A 19,814-nucleotide genomic window follows, 5' to 3' on the forward strand; every position below is an offset into this window, starting at 1 on the left:
AAACTAAGCTCCCACTCCCTGACGCGAATAGGTCTGTAAGTTCAGTTCTGTAACTAATTTATCATCAGACTCTTTTTTAATGTTTATATTTGTAATTACAGCAATATCCTTTATATCAATTAAAGCAACGAATAGCTTAATTAATTGCGAGAAGTTACCAGATAGCTTTGCCTTGAAATCTAACGCATATAAGTCTAAGTATTTATTTTTCTCAACTCCATCTGGCGATAAGTCTATAATCGTTATGCCAGAATTACTAATAACTTCATTAAGTGCAGATAAAAAGATTGGTACCGAATGACGCTCAGGAATACTAAATTTTTCTTCAGTATTGTACTGCTCTAACGTTTTTACTTGCTCTTTTAATGCTGCTAAATCTTTTTCTTTTTTTACAAGCATTGGAATCTGTGTCTCCATTGACTGAATGTGATTTTGTCTTTGATTAGCTTTTGAAAGAACTGGACTTACCAACAAACCATAAAAAACAAACACAAATAATACAAATACCACAATCATTACTGGTACTCTAATTTTTAGGGGTGCATTTATAACTTTATTTATATGCTTACTAGATAAAAATCTTTGTATTTTATCTATCATTTAACACTCTCCCCTTAAATACATTACCTTCTCCAAACTTAAATTCTAAAGCAAAACTTCTTTGACCGTTCTTCTCAGATCCCAAGCTTTTAAGCTCAACTTTTTTAACTCTAAACTCTATCTCTAAATTTTTCATAAATATCGAAAGGAGTTTTAAATCTTTGACTTCTCCAGTGAGAATTATCTTATCAGAACTAGATACATAGTTAACATTAGTGATATAAAGTTGATCTGTAATCGCGCGTGAAATTTTTTCTATACCTAGTAAGATATAGTACTGACTAGCTTTAATATTTGCCAAGTCTGTTGAGATGTCTAGTAGCTTATCTCTTTGTATTTTAACTGCAGAGTATTCTGCTACTTGACTATTTAGTTTAGTGATTTGTGATTGTATATAGCTCTCAACTTTCATATCCTCTTCACTAGACCAAGAGAATATTATCGATAGGATAAACATTGATATAAAAGCAACTAAAGCCATAAAGCCTAGATCTATACCAAGGTATGTTAGTTGTTTTTTCCTCCATCTACCGCGTATAAAATTAAGATCTTTCATACTATAATGCCTCCCTCATAGCTATTGCTATAGGCAAAACATAGCGGTAAGGTTTTTCTATATTGCCATATTTCTCAATATCAACATTTATAAATGGATCAAGTATTTTGCAACTTTTTTGTGATAATTCTTTTATCGATGTAAAAATACTCTCAAAATCCTGTCTGATACCATAAATATAAACATTATTATCTTGAACCTGATCAAAATTATTAAAATCATTGGTGCTAAAATCTAATGACATAAAATCCATAAATCTTAGCAACAATTGTATAACTTCATCAACATAACTAACTTTAGTAGTATTTGTATCAAATATTTTGACAGACTCGTAGTTTTTTAATTCTCCCTGCGGAGTGAAACTATGTAAAGATATTTTATCCGAATATAATCCTAAAAATATACTATCGCTAGAATACTGAGAAATCTCTGATAAAAAAAGTTCTGAAACAAAACTACTAATAGCTAATTTATCAAGTGTACATACTGATAATGCCCTTTTAGCTTTATTCGCTATAGCATATAATTGCTTAACTCTGTCACTATCAGATATATAGTATATACTTAAAGTTCCTTTCTCTTCTAGCTCCTCATAGAAATCATAAGCTATATCAGTATAATTTTTTGGAAAACGCTTTTTTAGGAAATTTTCTCTAATATAAAAATGTATACCCTCTTTTTCGATTACTTCAAGAGTCCTTTTATCATAGACAATTTGTTCTTTCGCAACTTCTATTTCATTATAACTTGTAAACCCTAGCTTTACAAAACTCCCTAGTTTATTTTCTTTGATGATATCAGCAACTAAACCACCAATATACTCAGTTGTTAATTCACCCTCAAAATATGCTTCAGCTGGAAAAACATAACTATCACAACAGATTAATGAATATTTCTCACCCATTTTATCAAGCTTGACAACAGCAAGAGAATGTTTATCATACTCAATACCTAAAACTGTTTTTTGTGCTTGTTTGCGTTTTTTCTCAAGTAACAACGATATCATAAAACTTTTCTTATTATATTATAACTCAAAATTAGATACTCTATTTCTAGATATATAATGCTATTTATTTTATAATTAAATCCACATTAAGTAAACTGTAGTTTTAAAACGTTAGGGCTATTATAATGCGTATAATACTTTTAGGTGCCCCTGGAGCTGGTAAGGGGACTCAAGCAAAGATAATTGCAGAAAAACACAATATAGCTCACATCTCTACTGGAGACATAATAAGAGAGACTATAAAATCAGATAGCGATCTAGGTCAAGAATTTAAAAAAATTCTTAATACTGGAGAGTTAGTGTCAGACGAGTTTATTATAAAAATTGTTAAAGATAGAATTTCAAAAGGTGATTGTAACAATGGTTTTTTATTAGATGGCGTCCCTAGAACTATCACTCAAGCACAAGAATTAGACAAATTAGGCGTTAATATTGATTATATAGTTGAGATTGACGTTGCTAATAGTCTACTTATTGAGAGAATTACTGGCAGAAGAGTTCATCCAGAATCTGGTAGAACTTATCATACCAAGTTTAATCCACCTAAAGTGGCTGATAAAGATGACTTAACTGGTGAACCACTAATAACTCGTACAGATGACAATGAGGATACAGTTAAACAAAGACTATCGGTATATCATAATCAAACTGCTAAGTTAATCGATTTTTACAGAAATTTCTCATCAACTAATAGTAAAATACCAAAATATATTAAAATAAATGGCGATCAAGCTGTCGAGAAAGTATCTCAAGATATTTTTGATCAGCTTCAATAACTATTCTAAACATTCTAATAAATTCTAATAATAAACTCTATTAAAATGATATATACTCCAAGTGACCATAGTAAGACAGCCCAACTGCAGCTATGATTCAAACTAACTCATATCTCACAATCTTTGATTTGTGGTTTTAATGAAGCTAAACTATTAGTACTTAACTCAGTTATTGTAAAACCTTTATCACCAACAAAGCCACAACATAGAATACTTAATACTAAATCATCACAACATTTATGTAATGCTTGTAATGTATTTATTGTCAATATTTGTTTACTGATAGAGTAGTCTATGAATTTTACTAAACTTCTTAGTTAACTTTAAATTTCTAAGCTATCGATAATTAAATTATTTATGCTAGTGATACTGAGATTTTTTGCCCAAATTAGCACAAGAACTTATTATCAGTAACGATATAAATATAGTTATCATAATCGGTACTTTGTTGTAGTAACTTTTGATAATTGTACTGTTGGCTATAGAATGGTACATTTGACCACAACATTGGCTATTTAAATTAGTTAGATAATTAACTTCAAAATCAAGTTCAAGCATTAACTTAACTAGTATATTTAGGATACTTTCTTTTGCCTGCAAAGATTTTATTTGGGCACGTAGGCATTAATAGCACTTTTTCCTTAGTAGCTATATTTGAATTAATAAAGCTAGAATTCTATACTTTTGGCATAGCTTCTAAATAAACTGGCTTAAATTTGAACTTACTATGCAACATTTGGGCCATATTGTGTAGATTCCGCTTACCGATAATATTTACACTTAAATTTCCTAGCTAGACTTTTCGTTTGGTAATATTTATTACTTTACTATGTTGACTAGTAGTCTATCTTGAGTAACTTTTTTACTAATGATGAAAGCTCAAGTATCAATATCTACTGGACAACAAATCTTATATAAACTAGTGGTAGCGCATTGTCATGGTGTAAGATTAAGGTTTCTTGATGGACACATCGGCTCACAGAAGCCACACTCCATACATTTATCTATTTGCTCATCAACACTATTCAGTTCTTTGATGTTTTTGGTACGTAACTTTGTATCATTAGTAAGCTTAACATCTGGATTTAGGATATTTTGTTTATCAAAGATATTTTTAATTTGCTATATAAATATCTCAGTATTTCTCACCCCACTCGACTATTGCAAATGGCGAAATATTATGTCCATTATCATTCTACTCTGCTTTGAGAGAACCATTATATTTTTTACTACGAGTGCAGCAAGAGCTTACGCATATAATTAATCATACTCAATAAGCTGGTTTTGATCATTAAAATTAGGAGTCATGACAAAATGAATTTTACCAGCTAAAACAGACCCCAAAATGGCAGTATTTGTATAGTTGTATTTAACAAAAAGCTTTTTGATATCACTAATAAGACTAGGCAAATCTAGGATATTGACAATGATATCTTCAATTAGTACACTGCTAACATTAGGCCTTCAAGCTGCAATAGTTAGTAGCACGCCATTACGCGTTTTCTATAGAGTTTGCATTTGCTTCTCATCTATTCTAAATCCAACTTGATAAAGTATACAGTATCGATACATTGATTTACAGCATTTAACTGTGCTTCTAAAATTTGTTGACTATCATTAGCTAGTTAAACCATTATTACTCTATATTAGTATTCTCAAGCTTAATCAAAAAAAAGGTTGTAGCTCAGCTACATCAGATACTGATTTTAGTGATAAATAATCAAGTAATTCAACAGATGAAGGCGCGAATGTCTGTAATTTTATCGTTAGATTTATCAATTTAGCTAAATTGCCATAAATAATATAACATTTAAGGCTTTATACTTATAATCTAAGTATTTAGCGTAACATTACTAAATAAATACAAGTGATAACTTCAGAACCTATAATCAATCTTTCAACAATCTTGATAGGATCAGTAAAATCTAAGAAAGCATTTAAGCTGTAGCTACTAGTATTTTAAAATGTAAACTTCTTTTTGATAAAATCAGCAACGCTATTATCATCAGAAGTATCAATAATACTATCATCAGCAAAAATCACTCGTATTGAGTCTAATGTTACACAGTAGTTTTTTTTGCGGTACCACAACATCCTACTTGAATTATTAGCAATAATACCACATATTTTAGCACTATTAATCTTGTATATTTCTTGCCTATGCACCAATTAATAATTGCTTCAAGATTTACTATTACCATTACCAATAATTTGATGATCTAATCATGCAGCTGCTGCTAATACTACTAAGATTTGATCAATCACAGCTTGACCGGAAAGACTAGTTCCTGCTGTTCGAAAAGTTAGTTTAATATCAATATTGATTAGCTAACTTAATATAATCTCTATGACTTCAGCTTCATTTTTAACAATCGATACGAGTTTAGGAACCATAATATATAAACTAGCATCTATTTATTTGCATATCTTAATAGTTGATTTTCAATGATTTGTGGCTGTGCTAAAAAATTTGTTATTTTAGCTTTAAATTGATTTAATACCATAAGAATATTCTCAGTAACTACTAGTCAAAACATGCCTAATGACTAAATTAAAATATACTTTGCCAAGGACTTAGTATTATTTTGTCGTTTAAAATATGATTATGTAACCACAATCTTATTTTTTTGTTTAAGCCTTGTTGTATAGCATATAAAATATCTAGCTATTTTATTATAATAGTATTATTCTAATAAGCCAAAAACCAGTTTCATTACCAATTGATTACAAATATTAGAGAGTTACTATCTAATTAATTTGGGATGATAATAGCTTAAAGAGAAAATTTATCTTCCACTATCACAAAAAGTGATGTTTGATCTCAAGTTGCTACATAGGTAAAAATATACTTAGATTAGATCATAGCCAAGTGACTTCAAAGCTCGATCATCATCTGACCAGCCACTTTTGACTTTCACATGAGTTTTGAGATTAACTTGCATACCAACTAATCTTTCAATATCTAGTCGTGAGTCTGTACCAATCTTTTTGAGCTTGGTTCCTTTAGCGCCTATTACAATACCTTTTTGACTTTCTCTCTCAACAAGGATACTAGTATACATATCGACAATGTTTTTTTCTTCATCAACCTTATAGCTATCTATCTCTACAGTTATCTGATATGGCACCTCATTGCCTATAGTACGCATAATCTTCTCACGAATAATTTCAGATACCATAAACTTAATGCTTCTATCTGTAATTTGTCCTTCTTTATAGAAAAAATACTCGGACTCTGGTAAAAGTTTCTCAATTCTTGACTCTAGTTCGTTGATGTTATGTCCATGCTTAGCAGATACATAAATAACATCATAAAAACTTATCTTTTCTTTAACAGATTTGATAAACATTGCTACTCCTAATAATTTTTTCTTATCAACCTTATTAACTACCAAAAATATGGGAATTTGAGAATATTTTAGTTTTTCGACAATATTATCCTCTAGTTCTGTCCATTTACCCATTTCAACTACAAATAGAATAACATCAACATTTTTGACCATTATTGTTGCTGCTTTATTCATAAATTTATTGATGGCTTTAGGCTCTTTGATATGTATACCAGGAGTATCAACATAGATAAACTGCGTATCATCAACGGTCTTAATACCAGTAATTTGATGTCTAGTTGTCTGAGGTTTGCGTGATGTAATACTTATCTTATACTTAAGTATATTATTTAACAAAGTAGATTTACCGACATTAGGTCTACCTATAATTGAGATGTAGCCACATTTTTTCATAAAAAATTACAACGATAAATAATTATTGATTGTAGCATCTATCTACTTTGGTGTCGAAAATATTTATTGCATTTTGACTAAAAATGCAGATTTGCAAACTATTTAGTAACATGTCGATTTATAAATTTAGCTATTCTAGTCATAGCCTCTTCAAGCTCTGGCATTTTATTAGCACAACTAATTCTAGCAAAACCTGATAAACCAAATGCCACACCAGGCATAATAGCTACATATTCTTCTGTAAGAAGTGCATTACATAGCTCGACATCACTATTAAAATTAGTGTACTCAAGTAGTTTTCTAAGATCTGGGAAAAGATAGAAAGTACCATCAGCACTCTTAACATCAATATGTGGCATAGCCTTTAGACACTTAGTGACAAACTGCTCTTTTTGCTTATAAGCCTCTACAAAATACTGTAAGTCTTGTACTGGCATATTCATAGCAGTAATTGCAGCATATTGTGATATAGAACAAGCACAAGTAGCAGATTGCGATTGAAATTTCTTCAGTGCATCATTTAAAAGCTTTGGTGCTATTGTAAAACCAACGCGCCAACCAGTCATTGCAAAGTTTTTTGACACACCACTGGCAATTACATATCTATCAGCTAAATCAGGAACTACTTCTGTTATCAATGTAACTCTATTTTTGAAGTATAGTTGATCATAAATATCATCGCCAATAATCCAAATATTTGGATACTTTCTAAGTAAATTTGCTAAATCTTCGATACATTTTTTTGAATAGATTAGACCTGTAGGATTATTAGGTGAATTTATAATTATAGCTTTAGTTTTTGCTGTAATATGTTTTTCTAAATCTGTAACATCTATTTCAAAGTTATTCTCAAACTTAGTTTCTACAGCTATTGATTTTGCTCCTGTAAGCGCAATCATATCTGGATATGATACCCAGTATGGTGCAAAGAAAATTGCCTCATCTCCTGATTCTAAAATACAATTTAAAATATTATGTAAACTATGCTTAGCTCCTGATGTAACACAGACTTGATCTGCAGCAAACTCAATACCATACTCACGCTTATAACGAGCTACTATAGCTTCACGCAGCTCTTTAAGACCATCAACATTTGTATATTTGGTAATATTTTTGTTTATTGCTTCTATACCAGCGGCTTTAATAATATCTGGGGTACTAAAACCAGGTTCTCCAATAGCAAGAGAGATTATATCATTTCCTTGATCTTTGATTTGCTTTGCTAACGCTGCCATAGCATTAGTTGGTGAAGTCGAAACATTTTGAATCTTTGTGTTAAGTAATGCCATTTTTGTTCCTTATAAACTTTTCTACTTTAAATTCTATTTTGCCTAATTTCAATACAAATATAATTATTTAAATAAATACACAAATCAAATGCCACTAGTGGCTCTAATAATACTATAAAATTATTTTAAAATTTATTTTTCTTTTTAAAATAATGAGCTTCTATAATATCTTTATAGCTAATATAGTATAACAATAGCTCATTACCAATGGTAGAGATTTTTATCGAATACGAAGTTTCATCATTTGAGTAAGCAATACTTATTTTGACATTTTCTTTGAGACCATTTTTTGCCTGAATTTTTGTAATCCATTAATAGATTTTAATATTGCTAATTTTGCATCATTTTTTAGACCATTTGATACTGATAGCAAAAACATTACTTTAGAATCAGTAGAACCAAATCTAGCTTTAAAATACTGTGGTCTTATCAACTGTTAGATTTCTTGTCTTATATCATCAAACTCAGAGATTGAACCATTATGCATAAATAGATGATTTTTAAATACAAATGGATCACAGTTTACACCTAGTAGTTGTCGCAATAGTACTAGCACGTACATGTACCGTAAAATTTCTGCTTTTGATATATTTTTTGCTAATGATATTAAGTTTTAATTATTCTAAGCTAGAATAGATCTTTATAAACTCATGGTTCTTTGTGCAAGCTCTGCTCCTTGTGATGAGTTAATACTTTGATGTATTAAGGAGTTCTCTTGGTCAACGAGTAAATCACTAATTTTGATTTTATCACCATGATACATTTAGCCACATACACATAAACTACTAATCTTTAGTCTGCCAATGACTAGTACTTCTAAGATATACTGGGAATGTTTCTTGAGTTAAAGTACCATTGCATTTTTGCTTTTGATATTGCTTGTAGACATACTCTACTACATTAGCAACATCTATTTTAAAATCATTATTCTCTAATTGTAGTTCTGAGATAGACTCACCAATTAGTTGATAACCAGCATATAGATCTTGAGAATATTCACCTAATTTATAAACATTTTCTGTGATTATCTGATCTGTATCTTTATTATAAAGCCCAAGGTAAAAATCATCCATCTTTGCATCTAGGATAACAGCTACTTTTTGAAATTTAGTTATGACACTTTTTGCTAAGGCAAACATACTAGAAAAGCCAATCACTGGTATATCTAGACCAACAGCAAAACCTTGACAAACTGCTGCAGCAAGCCTAACACCAACAAAACTACCAGGTCCAACTCCATAAGCTATAAAATCTAAGTCTTTGATGTCAACTACTGCCTGAGCGAAAACTCCCTGTATCATTTTAAGTAGATACTTGTTGTGTTGGCGTGGTATCTCACGTGTATCATTATAAATTACACCATTTACAGATAAAACCACAGAACAATACTTACTTGATGTATCTAATACTAAAAAATTCATTTTCTAACCAATAACTTGTTTAACTTGATAATCTTTATCTAAAATTACAAATTCAGCATCAAAGCCTATTTTGATTTGACCTTTTTTAAGTCCTAATGACTTAGCTTGATTTGTACTTGTCATTTTCACAGCATCATGCAAACTACAATTTGTAAATTTCAAGACATTTTCTAATGCCTTATTCATCGTCAAGACACTTCCTGCAAGCACACCGTTTTCTAATCTTGCCTGACCATCTTTGACTATGACTTTCTGACCACCTAATTCAAAAACACCTTCACCAGCACTTTGGGCAGACATCGCATCAGTGATTAGCGCAATATTATCACTACCCTTGATTGCATAGGTAAACTTAACCATATCAGGATGCAGATGTATACCATCGACTATCAACTCTGCTAAAATTTTTTTTGACATCAATAAAGCTGTTGCAGCACCAGGGTTACGATGCTCAATTGGACTCATTGCATTAAATAAATGTGTAGCATGTGAACAACCTTGTTCTATCGCATCTAGGGCTTGAGCCATAGTACAGCTAGTATGACCTATTGAGCTAATTATATTTTTAGAATTACAAAACTCGATTACCTTATTAGCATTTTCAATCTCTGGAGCAATAGTAATTTTTTTGATCAAACCACCACAAGCATTATGCCAACTTGCCATTTTAGTAACATCTGCTTGTTGAAGATAGTTTGGATTTTGTGCACCAATTTTACCTGGTGATATAAATGGTCCCTCAAGATGGACACCAACAATTTTTGCACTATCAATGTGAACTTGAGAATTATAATCCTTGATAGCATGCATTGTTTTGAGTATTTGATCATTTGCTGCTGTCATTGTAGTTGCTAGATAACTAGTTACTCCTTGAGTATATAATGATTTAGAGATTACTGCTAAGACATCAACATCACCATCCATTACATCAGTTCCTTTTGAACCATGGATATGGATATCGATAAAACCAGGTATCACATAATCATCACCTCTTAGCTCAATGATAGGTAAATTAAAAGCTTCTGCCTTAGCATCATCAACTATAGCACTGATAACATTATCTTTAACAACAATATCCTTAGCCTCAAAATCATTTTGGGCATAAATTTTGCCACCTTTTAGAATATAGCTTTGCATATATTAGCCCTAATCGGTAAAATCTTTTCCTATATTAACCAAATTTATAACTTTTATCTACAATGTTACATTGGTTTCCTGGGCATATGCACAAAGCTACTAAAGAATTTCGCAAAAAAATGCCTTCGATTGATATTGCTATTGAGATAGTTGATGCACGCATACCAGACTCTAGTAGTAATCATGTTTTAGAGCAAATTGTTGATGACAAACCGATTATAAAAATTCTATCAAAAAACGATCTAGCAGATACTACAACTACCAAACAGTGGCTAGATTTCTATAAAGGTAGCGCTATCGCGGTAAATACCCTAGAGGATAAAAATATTGTCAAAAGAATTATTGATTTAGCGCAAAAAAAATGTTCACATAGAGGCACAGTGCTAAAACCTATTAGAGCAATTATCTTTGGGATACCTAATGTAGGTAAATCCACAATTATAAATAAACTAGCAGGTCGTAAAGTAGCTAAGACAGGTAATGAGCCAGCTGTGACAAAACTACAGCAACGTATCGATATTAGCAAAACTTTTATGATTTTTGACACTCCAGGTATTATGTTTCCTAGTCCTAAAAGTGAAATTAGCGCTTTTAGAATTGCATCTATTGGCTCTATCCGTGACACTGCGATGGATTATGAAGGTACAGCTTGTTATCTACTAAATTTTTTTAGAGAAAAAAATACAAAAAACTTCTTAGCTCGCTATAACTTCATTAGCCAAAAAGATTTTTTAGAAAAACACCCTCAAGAAATACTCAAAGATATCTCAACTGCTAAAACTAATTCAAATATCAAACAAGCTGTTAAGAATATAGTCCATGATTACCGTGCTGGGCACTTTGGTAAGGTATCATTAGAAGATCCACAAACTGCCCAAGCTGAGAAAGAGCAAATGCTACTAGAGCAACAACAACTATAATAAAATTTCTAATTGGCTTAAATCTAAGCTAAAGCTATTATATAATATAAGTAAATATCTTATTAAAAAAATATTTGTTTATGTCTGAACAAGAGAATATACCTAAACAACCAAAGAAAATGGGCCCTATAGCGCTTACTAAAAAAAATATTATTAAAGCTTTAGTTTCAGTCTCTGTGATTGGTAGTTGTATTTTTGGTATCAATAATTACCTAAGCTATAGACATCAGTTTTTTTTAGAGCGCTATACAATAGCTCTTGCAGATATCCAAAACCAAAACAAAAATGGCTATAAAAACGCTTTTGAAATTCTCAAAGGACTTGCTAAAAAAGATCAATCCACAGCTAAAGACTACTTTTATCTAGGCTATATTTACCAATATGGTTTAGGCACAGAGAAAAATTACTATAATGCTTACAAAAACTATAAAAAAGCAGCTAACGCAAATTATCCAAGAGCTTTTTTTCAAATAGCCACTTTGTATAGAGATAGTTTAGGTGTTAATAAAAGCAATAAAAAAGCCATACAATATTTTAAGAAATCATATGATCTTGGTTACAAAGATTCTGTAATAGCATTAGCTAATCTTATTAATTCTAACAACCATATGATTTCGGTAGTTGAGCCAGAAATATTGTATGATATATACCTAGGCTACAAAGATGGCAGTATTATCGCTAACGATGACTCATTAATGGCAAATAAATATCTTATGACTGCTGCAGCTGAGGGTTATGAACCAGCTATAATTGTTCAAGCGCGTGATTTTACCCAAGCTGGTGATAACTATAAAGCACTAATGCTATGGCAAACATTATTATACAGCTCTAACCCTAAGGTATCAGAACTTGCTAAGAAAGAAATTGTCGATGTTGAAAATCGCGTAAAGCAACAGCGTTTTGAAAAACTTGAAGAGCAAAGACAACAGCAAATAAAAATTCAGATGCAACAACGCAAAAAGCTAATTGAACAAGCCAAAAAACTTAATCAAATTAAACAAAAGAAAGAAGTTGGACTATCAATACCTAAGCAAAAATTTAACAATCTAAATGGTTTGATATATATAAACCTTTTTAATGCTAATAGAGGTCATCTGCAGCAATTCTATAAAGATATTCTTGAGGTCGAAGTTGATACAAACTTTATAAAAACATACAATAATTTAGATAATAGTTATATTGATGACTTTTTAATATTAGCTAAACTCAAAAATAATCAATCATCACTACGATTTGATTTTGCTAATAAAGCTAACAATAACAAATACGAAGGTATCGTCTACTACTATTACAATAACAAAGACAAAATCAGTCAAGATTTATTGACAACAATAATCAAAAACAACAAACCTAAAGCATCTTCGCTATTACCTAAACTTTATGATCAGCTAGAGACTCCAATAAAACAGCCAAAAGCCACTCAAAAACATAACTCATCAAAAAAACAACAAAGCAAAAAACAATCAAAAGCTGAAAAAATCCAACTAACACATGAGGAGAAAATCCATAGAATGCAGGTATTTGCCCAAAAAGGTGATTTTAGGCAATTCTACAAACTTGAGCAAGCTGCCAAAGCTGGTGATGTCTACGCAATATACTATACCGGTGAATACTACTACAATAACAAAGAATATAAAGAAGCACTAAAATATTTCAATGAAGCTGCAGATAAAGGCTATGGTCAAGCATACTACAAATTAGCTTCATTATACTATAACGAAGAGAAAAACGGTGTACCATATAATAAACAAAAGGCAATGTATTATTACAAGAAAGCAGCTGAACTAGGTGTCAGAAATGCTCAGCATATATTGATGTTTATTGAATAATACTCCCAATCAGTTATCAGCTTATCTATCTCAGTAGTATTTTGCTTGATTTTTTCTATATAAAGTTAGTAATTATAGTGAACACAAGGTTAGTTCTGACAATATCTAGACTTGATATCTTTGATAGCTTGAATATAAGTAGTATCCATCTCAGCTCTTGAGCCTACACCACCACCAATCTCATATAGCTTACCATCACCAATACCATAAATAGCTGCATGGATAGTAAACTTAAGACCTTTTGCCCACGCATTTTTGACAACTGTAGTTTTACAAAGATTTAGAGCTTGGTGAAGTGCATTTAGCTCACACATCATATCTACTTTTTTCTTCATATATTCTTCTTGATTATCTTTGTAGCAAGATAGAGACTCTTCGATGAACTGTTTGTTTTGTTCTTTTACTTCATGAATAGATGTTAGCCAGTTATCTATTAGACCATAGCTTTTATCTTTGACTACTGTCTCAACACCACCACAAGCATAGTGACCACAAACTATGATTTTCTTAACCTTTAAAACCTCGATAGCATATTGTAACACTGACAAACAGTTTAAATCTGTAAGTGAAACAACATTTGCAACATTACGGTGTACAAAAACCTCACCTGGAATCAGACCACAAACTTGGTTTGCTGGCACACGACTATCTGAACAACCTATCCAAAGATATTCTGGAGACTGACCTTTTGATAAAGTTTCAAAAAATTCAAGATTTGTTTTTTTGATCTCTTCAGCCCACGCTCTGTTGCCTTTTATTAACTCAGAAATATTACTCATTTTATCTCCTTGAATTATATATTAGTATTAGCTTTTTATACTATATTGTTACTTCACCTTGTAAAGAAACATTAAATGCTTCTTTGACATCTTGTTGTATCATATTTGTCTGGCTTAATAGATAAAATAGTTTGCCTAATGCTGCTTCATCTGTCATATCATAACCAGAAATGACACCTGCTTCAATAAGTCCTCTAGCAGCCTTATAAGCATCCATCCTGACACTACCATACAAACACTGCGTACAGTTGACTATCACAACGCCCCTGTCATTGGCTTTTTTAAGCGTCGCGTGTATATTTAAGTCGTTAATCATATTACCAGCTCCATAAGTCTTGAGGATTAAGCCTTGTAGTGGTGGTTCAAGTATAGCTTCTAAAATATCATTACCCATACCAGGAAAGACATTCAAAATAGCAATCTTTGGCACACCAAAAGTTTCTAACTTATGTTTACTAAACGCATCTACACGCTGCCATAATTTTTCTTGCTTAACAACTATATCTATACCAACCCTTGCTAATGTGGGATAATTTGGCGAAGCAAAAGCATCAAACTCAGTCGCTGATATTTTTGTAGTTCTATTACCACGCATTAGCTTTTGATTAAAATACACACATACTTCCTTGATATCATCACTACAAGCAAATATTAGACTATTAAGAATATTTGATATTGCATCTGATCTAATCTTTGATATTGGAATTTGTGACCCTGTGACAATTACTGGCTTTTGAAGTTCCCCCAGCATAAATGATAATACAGAAGAAGTATAAGCAAGAGTATCTGTACCGTGTAGGATTACAAAACCATCATAATCTTGATAATTTCTAATAATATCTATAGCTAATGAAAGCCAGTTTTTAGGATTAATATTTGATGAATCTATAAGGTTACTATACTCTTTAATCTCAAATTGCGGCATATTATAATGATAAAAATCTCTAATACCTTCAATTTTCTCTCTAAGATAACCTGGTTTAACATCATATCCCTGCTCAGTACTAACCATTCCTATAGTACCACCAGTATACAGAACTAAAATTTTTTTATTAGCACGATTTTCCATTTTATTTCCCTACTAGCTCGGCAATAGCTTTATTTGCTAACGCATCTGCTTTTTCATTACCAGCATTACCACTATGACCTTTTACCCAGCCCCATGTTACATTATGCCTGTTTGTCAGACTATAAAGCTCTTGCCAAAGATCTTTATTTTTGACTTCTTTCTTAGCAGCTGTCTTCCAGCCATTAGCTTTCCAGTTTACCAACCATTGATTAATACCGTTTTGTAGATATTTAGAATCAGTATAAATTGTTATATCACATTTTCTTTTAAGTGCTTGAAGAGTTCTGATTGCTGCCATTAGCTCCATTCTATTATTTGTAGTATTTTTTTCACTACCATATATTTCTTTATCTATACCATTATAACTAAGGATAGCTCCCCAGCCACCAACGCCAGGATTACCCTTACAAGCACCATCTGTGTAAGCAATAACCCTATTTTTCTTTTTGAAAATTTCCATATACTTCCCTAGCACAACCGCCACTATAGATTTTAGCTTTTATTGGCTCGTCGACAAGTTCACTGACATTCAAAGCGTCAACCCTAAAATAATTGTCTTTCTTAAATACTACAACATAGTTTCTACTAATTATTTTCTTAAGCATATTTACTATAAAGTTATTAGTATAGTTTATTAGACTAACTTTTTTACTACTAAAACCATTTGCTAAAAACCGTGATAATAACCCATATAGACTAATACCACCAAGGCAAGCCACTATAACCTCACCATCATCTGCCAAACAGAAATGTAATTGATTAAATAATGCCCTCATCTGTTTTGGACAACTGACAAAACTCTCATCAAGAATAATGAGATCAAAAAACTTATGTTCGAAAGGCCAAGCCTCAATGTCAAAAACACATCCAAGCAGCGGCTGAGTTTTTAGATATCCTGAACATGCAACTAATTTTAGGACATTTATATTATTAAAATAATTACTCTCTGTAGCTGTGATAATAAGAGCTTTCTTATACCATCTTTGACTTAGATATCTGATTATAATGCGCTCTTTGTTTAACATAACTACTCTACCAATGCTCTCATTCTATCAAAATAATCAGGACAAGTTTTGCTTACAGCCGCTGCATTATTTACTATTACACCTTGATATTTTAACCCTAAAAGCGCTAAAGACATAGCGATACGATGATCATTATGACTATCAACTTCAGCTGGCCTAAATTGACTTCTAGCTGGTGAGATTAAAATACTGTCTTGAGTCGTCTCTACATAGATACCAAGCTTAGTAAGTCCCTCTGCCATAGCTGCTATACGATCTGATTCTTGACCACGTGTATGACTAAGACCTGATATATGTGTATCACCTTTAGCAAAGCAAACAATAGCTGCAAGTGTCATGAAAGTATCAGAGAAATTACGCATATTAACTTGTATACCACGAAGTTTATCACTACCTGTAACCTCTATACCATCATCGCAGTAGTTAACTTGGCAACCTATATTTTCAAGTACTTCTAAGAATTTGATATCACCTTGCTTAGACTTTTTAGTAACATACATAACCTTGATAGTTGAACCAGTAATAGCTGCAAATGCCCAAAAGTACGATGCTGTCGAAACATCTGGCTCAACTACATAGTTACTAGGAGATATGTATTGTGATTTTTTGACAGTATAGATATTTTTATCAATATCAACTATCACGCCAAACTCTTCCATAACTTTTGTTGTCATATCTAGATATGGTTGCTTATAATCTGTGATAGAGTTTAATCTTAGACCATGGCGCATAAATGGTGCTGCCATCAACAAACCTGAAGCAAATTGTGAGCTTTTCTCACCATCAACTTCTATATTACCACCACTTAATGATCTAGCTACTATTGTCAAAGGCATAGTATAATTCTTTTGATGGTAGTTTGCTATCATACCTAGCTTTTGAAGTGGTCTTAGCTGATCTGCTAAGGGTCTATTCATCATTCTTTGTTTAGCATATACATAATATTTACCTGTAGGCTGCACCGCTAACATTGGTATTATAAATCTTGTCAAAGTACCTGACTCATTACAAAATATCTTGGCATCATTATTATTAAACTTTGCTACACAACCATTTATAAGTAGCGATTTAGTTGCCTGATTATGCTCAACTTGACAGCCTAAATCCTTTAGAGCTGCAACACACGCTAAGACATCAGCGCTATTGGGCAAATTCTCAAATTTTGTCTGGCCTTGTGCCATAGCTGAGATTATCAGTGATCTATTTGAGATACTCTTTGAACCATCTAAATATACTTGATGACTTATCTGTGATTTTATTTGCGGGATAAAATCTTTCATTTTATTTAGTTCAAAAAATTACATTGATGTCTATATTAACATAACTATTAATATTTTTTTGAATAATTAATTATGTAAACAGCTAAAATTTAAGAGCGGTTCTTGATAGCTTTTTTAAGCTTAGCTAAAGCATCTTCTTCAATCTGGCGCACTCTTTCAGCTGAGATATTATATTTAGCAGCTAAATCTTGGAGAGTTGCCTTGTTATCAAGTAGATAGCGTGACATGATAATATCTTTTGTACGGGTATCAAAACCACTCAAAATATCTTTGACAACCAATTTGAAGTTATTATAATAATCTTGCTGGACAATTTGGTGCTCAATGTTTGAAGATTTATCTTCTAAATATAAACTTTGCTGCGAAGTTTGCTCACCGTCATCATCTATATATGGCAAATCAAGGCTTGCATCACCCTGGCACATTCTTTTCTCCATCTCGATGACAGTTTCTTCTTTGACACCTAACTCTTCAGCTAGCTCTTTGATATCTTCCGAGCTTAACCAGCCAACTTTACCTTTACTACTTCTAAGGTTAAAAAATAATTTGCGCTGTGCTTTTGTAGTAGCAACTTTGACAATCTTCCAGTTTTTAAGGACATAATCATGCATCTCTGCCTTGATCCAATGAACCGCGAATGATACTAATCTAACACCTTGATCAGGGTCAAACTTACTTACAGCCTTCATAAGACCGATATTACCCTCTTGGATAAGATCTGCTATCGAAAGTCCATAGCCTGAAAAGTTTCTCGCTATTTTAGTGACAAAGCGCAAATGGGATAATACAAGTTGCTGTGCAGCATCTAAATCTTTTTTGTATTTATAGCGTCTTGCTAACTGTTGCTCTTGCTCAAGTGATAACATCGATAAAGTATTAACAAAATTTAAATACGCACTTAGATCGTTATCAGATACAACCGGTAGAGTTTTCGTTTTAGTAGCTGGTAATAATTTTTTGTTAGCCATATGGCTCCCTTATACTATTAATAATAGTATGCTTGTTTTAGCTGATTGATTTGAGCTTGTTGTTGCTCTAATGCATAAGTAAAGTCTTGTTGCATCTGCATAATCATAGCATATAATTTAGCTATTTTTTGATCTTGAACTTTCGCATACTCTTCTAGCCTTTTTATTGTATTTTGCTTACAATAAAAGATATTGTAATTATCTTGATTTTCAAAAGTTATTTGTGCAGATACTTTAGAATTCTTATTATCTTTGCTGTAGATATCAACCAACTTGTGTGTATTATCAGCATATTGCTTTTGTGCTGGAGATTGTATTGGCTTACTATAAGACATAGCTAAACTAGAACTTACTCCAAAAGCAAGCATAAAACCTGTCAAAACTATTTTTTTCATTAATACTCCTTTTACTTATTATTCATTATTAATTATACACTATTTAGTAATTAGTAACTACAATAATGATTTAGAGAGAAGTATCTCCTTTAGATATTCGCTTTGGAAGTAAAGATTCTCTATTTAAACCTAGGGCAACAGCCATTACACTAGCGACATATATAGATGAGTATGTGCCTACTACAATTCCCAAGATTAGAGCTAACGAGAAGTTATGTACTGAGCTACCACCAAATAGATATAGTACTACTACAACCAACATTGTTAGTCCAGAAGTTAAGATAGTTCTTGATAAAGTATCATTAATACTTCTATTAACTATATCTACAACACTAATATCATGCATTTTTCTAAAATTCTCACGCACTCTATCATATATCACAACTATATCATTTAACGAGTAGCCAATTACAGCTAATACTGCTGCTAGCACAGTTAAATCAAACTCTAACTGAAAAGCTGCAAATATACCCAAGATAACTATTGGATCATGTAGTAATGCTATACAAGCACTAATACCAAACTTCATCTCAAATCTAGCACTTATGTAGATTAAAATACATATCATCGCTATTATGATTGCTAAAACACCATTACTTACTAATTCTTTACCAACCTGTGGACCAATGTAATTAACACTTTGAACTTTCGCATCTAGCAAACTTTCAACTTGCTGTTTGAGATATTGTTGCACATCTTCTATGTTTTTTGCTTTTATATTAACCTCATCAGGAGCAAACTTAATAAGAAAATTATTACTATCACCAAAAGTCGTAATCGTTGTATGTTCAAAACCAGCTTTGACTAACTCTTTAGTCATAGTTTTAGAGTCTTGTGACTTAGTAGATGTCTGAATTTGTACTTGATAACCACCTGTAAAATCTAGACCAAGATTTAAACCTTTAGTAAAAATAAAAAATAATGACACAAAAATAATTATTACAGAAAAAACTGTTGTATATTTCTTAATTCCTAGAAAATCTATGTTTGTTTTTTGTTTAAAAAATTCCATTATAAACCC

At 31.6% G+C, this 19,814-nt stretch carries 22 protein-coding genes and 1 pseudogene; 3 read left to right on the top strand and 20 right to left on the bottom strand.

What is annotated here, in order from left to right; translation table 11 throughout:
• Positions 1 to 3: 3 nt before the first annotated feature.
• The 3 genes from pilO to FSC845_RS05575 are packed head-to-tail and all read right to left on the bottom strand — an operon-like array spanning position 4 to position 2,162.
• Entirely contained in the window at positions 4 to 600 is a 597-nt protein-coding gene (pilO, locus tag FSC845_RS05565; protein ID WP_064461061.1) for a type 4a pilus biogenesis protein PilO, read from the bottom strand.
• The gene (locus tag FSC845_RS05570) at positions 590 to 1,156 is read right to left on the bottom strand and encodes a PilN domain-containing protein (RefSeq protein WP_064461062.1); all 567 of its coding nucleotides are present in this window, start codon (positions 1,154 to 1,156) and stop codon (positions 590 to 592) included. The genes pilO and FSC845_RS05570 overlap by 11 nt, the downstream gene beginning before the upstream one ends.
• A gap of 1 nt (position 1,157) precedes the next feature.
• Positions 1,158 to 2,162 carry a hypothetical protein gene (locus tag FSC845_RS05575; protein ID WP_064461063.1) on the bottom strand — a complete coding sequence of 335 codons (1,005 nt, stop codon included), beginning with the start codon at positions 2,160 to 2,162 and terminating at the stop codon, positions 1,158 to 1,160.
• A gap of 125 nt (positions 2,163 to 2,287) precedes the next feature.
• On the opposite strand from FSC845_RS05575, the gene adk reads away from it, so the two are divergent.
• Positions 2,288 to 2,938, top strand: coding sequence for an adenylate kinase (gene adk / locus FSC845_RS05580; protein WP_064461064.1), 651 nt, complete (start codon positions 2,288 to 2,290; stop codon positions 2,936 to 2,938).
• Positions 2,939 to 3,045: 107 nt separating this feature from the next.
• Here adk and FSC845_RS09020 read toward each other — a convergent pair whose 3' ends face one another.
• The 9 genes and pseudogenes from FSC845_RS09020 to nagA form a co-directional block, all read right to left on the bottom strand.
• The gene (locus FSC845_RS09020; RefSeq protein WP_227806669.1) at positions 3,046 to 3,207 is read right to left on the bottom strand and encodes a hypothetical protein; all 162 of its coding nucleotides are present in this window, start codon (positions 3,205 to 3,207) and stop codon (positions 3,046 to 3,048) included.
• A 667-nt stretch (positions 3,208 to 3,874) separates the two neighbouring features.
• A complete protein-coding gene (locus tag FSC845_RS09765) occupies positions 3,875 to 4,057 on the bottom strand; it encodes a 4Fe-4S dicluster domain-containing protein (RefSeq protein ID WP_322786753.1) in 183 nt (60 codons plus the stop codon).
• 141 nt (positions 4,058 to 4,198) lie between these two features.
• Positions 4,199 to 4,348 (bottom strand): hypothetical protein, encoded by a 150-nt coding sequence (locus FSC845_RS10145; protein WP_407637678.1) that lies wholly within the window; start codon positions 4,346 to 4,348, stop codon positions 4,199 to 4,201.
• A gap of 549 nt (positions 4,349 to 4,897) precedes the next feature.
• Entirely contained in the window at positions 4,898 to 5,107 is a 210-nt protein-coding gene (locus tag FSC845_RS09030) for a hypothetical protein (protein WP_227806670.1), read from the bottom strand.
• A 680-nt stretch (positions 5,108 to 5,787) separates the two neighbouring features.
• Entirely contained in the window at positions 5,788 to 6,681 is an 894-nt protein-coding gene (gene era, locus FSC845_RS05590) for a GTPase Era (RefSeq protein ID WP_064461065.1), read from the bottom strand.
• 98 nt (positions 6,682 to 6,779) lie between these two features.
• Positions 6,780 to 7,970 carry a pyridoxal phosphate-dependent aminotransferase gene (locus FSC845_RS05595; RefSeq protein WP_064461066.1) on the bottom strand — a complete coding sequence of 397 codons (1,191 nt, stop codon included), beginning with the start codon at positions 7,968 to 7,970 and terminating at the stop codon, positions 6,780 to 6,782.
• A pseudogene (locus FSC845_RS05600) lies at positions 7,957 to 8,749 on the bottom strand (class II glutamine amidotransferase). Before FSC845_RS05600 ends, FSC845_RS05595 begins: the two are co-directional and overlap by 14 nt.
• 6 nt (positions 8,750 to 8,755) lie before the next feature.
• A complete protein-coding gene (gene tsaB / locus FSC845_RS05605) occupies positions 8,756 to 9,391 on the bottom strand; it encodes a tRNA (adenosine(37)-N6)-threonylcarbamoyltransferase complex dimerization subunit type 1 TsaB (RefSeq protein WP_064461067.1) in 636 nt (211 codons plus the stop codon).
• A 3-nt stretch (positions 9,392 to 9,394) separates the two neighbouring features.
• On the bottom strand, positions 9,395 to 10,528 hold the full coding sequence (gene nagA, locus FSC845_RS05610) for an N-acetylglucosamine-6-phosphate deacetylase (RefSeq protein WP_064461068.1): 1,134 nt from the start codon (positions 10,526 to 10,528) through the stop codon (positions 9,395 to 9,397).
• A gap of 62 nt (positions 10,529 to 10,590) precedes the next feature.
• Here nagA and ylqF point away from each other — a divergent pair, with 62 nt between their 5' ends.
• Both ylqF and FSC845_RS05620 read left to right on the top strand, forming a co-directional pair.
• Positions 10,591 to 11,448 carry a ribosome biogenesis GTPase YlqF gene (ylqF, locus tag FSC845_RS05615; protein WP_064461069.1) on the top strand — a complete coding sequence of 286 codons (858 nt, stop codon included), beginning with the start codon at positions 10,591 to 10,593 and terminating at the stop codon, positions 11,446 to 11,448.
• An 80-nt stretch (positions 11,449 to 11,528) separates the two neighbouring features.
• On the top strand, positions 11,529 to 13,277 hold the full coding sequence (locus FSC845_RS05620; protein WP_064461070.1) for a tetratricopeptide repeat protein: 1,749 nt from the start codon (positions 11,529 to 11,531) through the stop codon (positions 13,275 to 13,277).
• An 89-nt stretch (positions 13,278 to 13,366) separates the two neighbouring features.
• Here the strand turns inward: FSC845_RS05620 and FSC845_RS05625 are convergent, their stop codons facing one another.
• From FSC845_RS05625 to secF, 8 genes are all read right to left on the bottom strand, one after another.
• Entirely contained in the window at positions 13,367 to 14,056 is a 690-nt protein-coding gene (locus tag FSC845_RS05625) for a carbonic anhydrase (RefSeq protein ID WP_064461071.1), read from the bottom strand.
• Positions 14,057 to 14,096: 40 nt separating this feature from the next.
• A complete protein-coding gene (gene ansA / locus FSC845_RS05630; RefSeq protein WP_064461072.1) occupies positions 14,097 to 15,125 on the bottom strand; it encodes an asparaginase in 1,029 nt (342 codons plus the stop codon).
• A gap of 1 nt (position 15,126) precedes the next feature.
• Complete coding sequence (gene rnhA, locus FSC845_RS05635; RefSeq protein ID WP_064461073.1) at positions 15,127 to 15,585, bottom strand: ribonuclease HI; 459 nt, start codon at positions 15,583 to 15,585, stop codon at positions 15,127 to 15,129.
• Positions 15,560 to 16,150: a class I SAM-dependent methyltransferase gene (locus FSC845_RS05640; RefSeq protein ID WP_064461074.1), complete on the bottom strand. Its 591-nt coding sequence runs from the start codon at positions 16,148 to 16,150 to the stop codon at positions 15,560 to 15,562. The genes rnhA and FSC845_RS05640 overlap by 26 nt, the downstream gene beginning before the upstream one ends.
• A gap of 2 nt (positions 16,151 to 16,152) precedes the next feature.
• Positions 16,153 to 17,430, bottom strand: a complete 1,278-nt coding sequence (aroA, locus tag FSC845_RS05645; protein WP_064461075.1) for a 3-phosphoshikimate 1-carboxyvinyltransferase — start codon at positions 17,428 to 17,430, stop codon at positions 16,153 to 16,155.
• An 89-nt stretch (positions 17,431 to 17,519) separates the two neighbouring features.
• Entirely contained in the window at positions 17,520 to 18,398 is an 879-nt protein-coding gene (rpoH, locus tag FSC845_RS05650) for an RNA polymerase sigma factor RpoH (protein ID WP_064461076.1), read from the bottom strand.
• Between the two features lie 17 nt (positions 18,399 to 18,415).
• Entirely contained in the window at positions 18,416 to 18,793 is a 378-nt protein-coding gene (locus tag FSC845_RS05655; RefSeq protein ID WP_064461077.1) for a hypothetical protein, read from the bottom strand.
• 70 nt (positions 18,794 to 18,863) lie between these two features.
• Positions 18,864 to 19,805, bottom strand: coding sequence for a protein translocase subunit SecF (secF, locus tag FSC845_RS05660; protein ID WP_064461078.1), 942 nt, complete (start codon positions 19,803 to 19,805; stop codon positions 18,864 to 18,866).
• Positions 19,806 to 19,814: the final 9 nt, after the last annotated feature.

This window comes from Francisella persica ATCC VR-331 (assembly GCF_001653955.1).
In the GTDB taxonomy this organism is placed as follows: domain Bacteria; phylum Pseudomonadota; class Gammaproteobacteria; order Francisellales; family Francisellaceae; genus Francisella; species Francisella persica.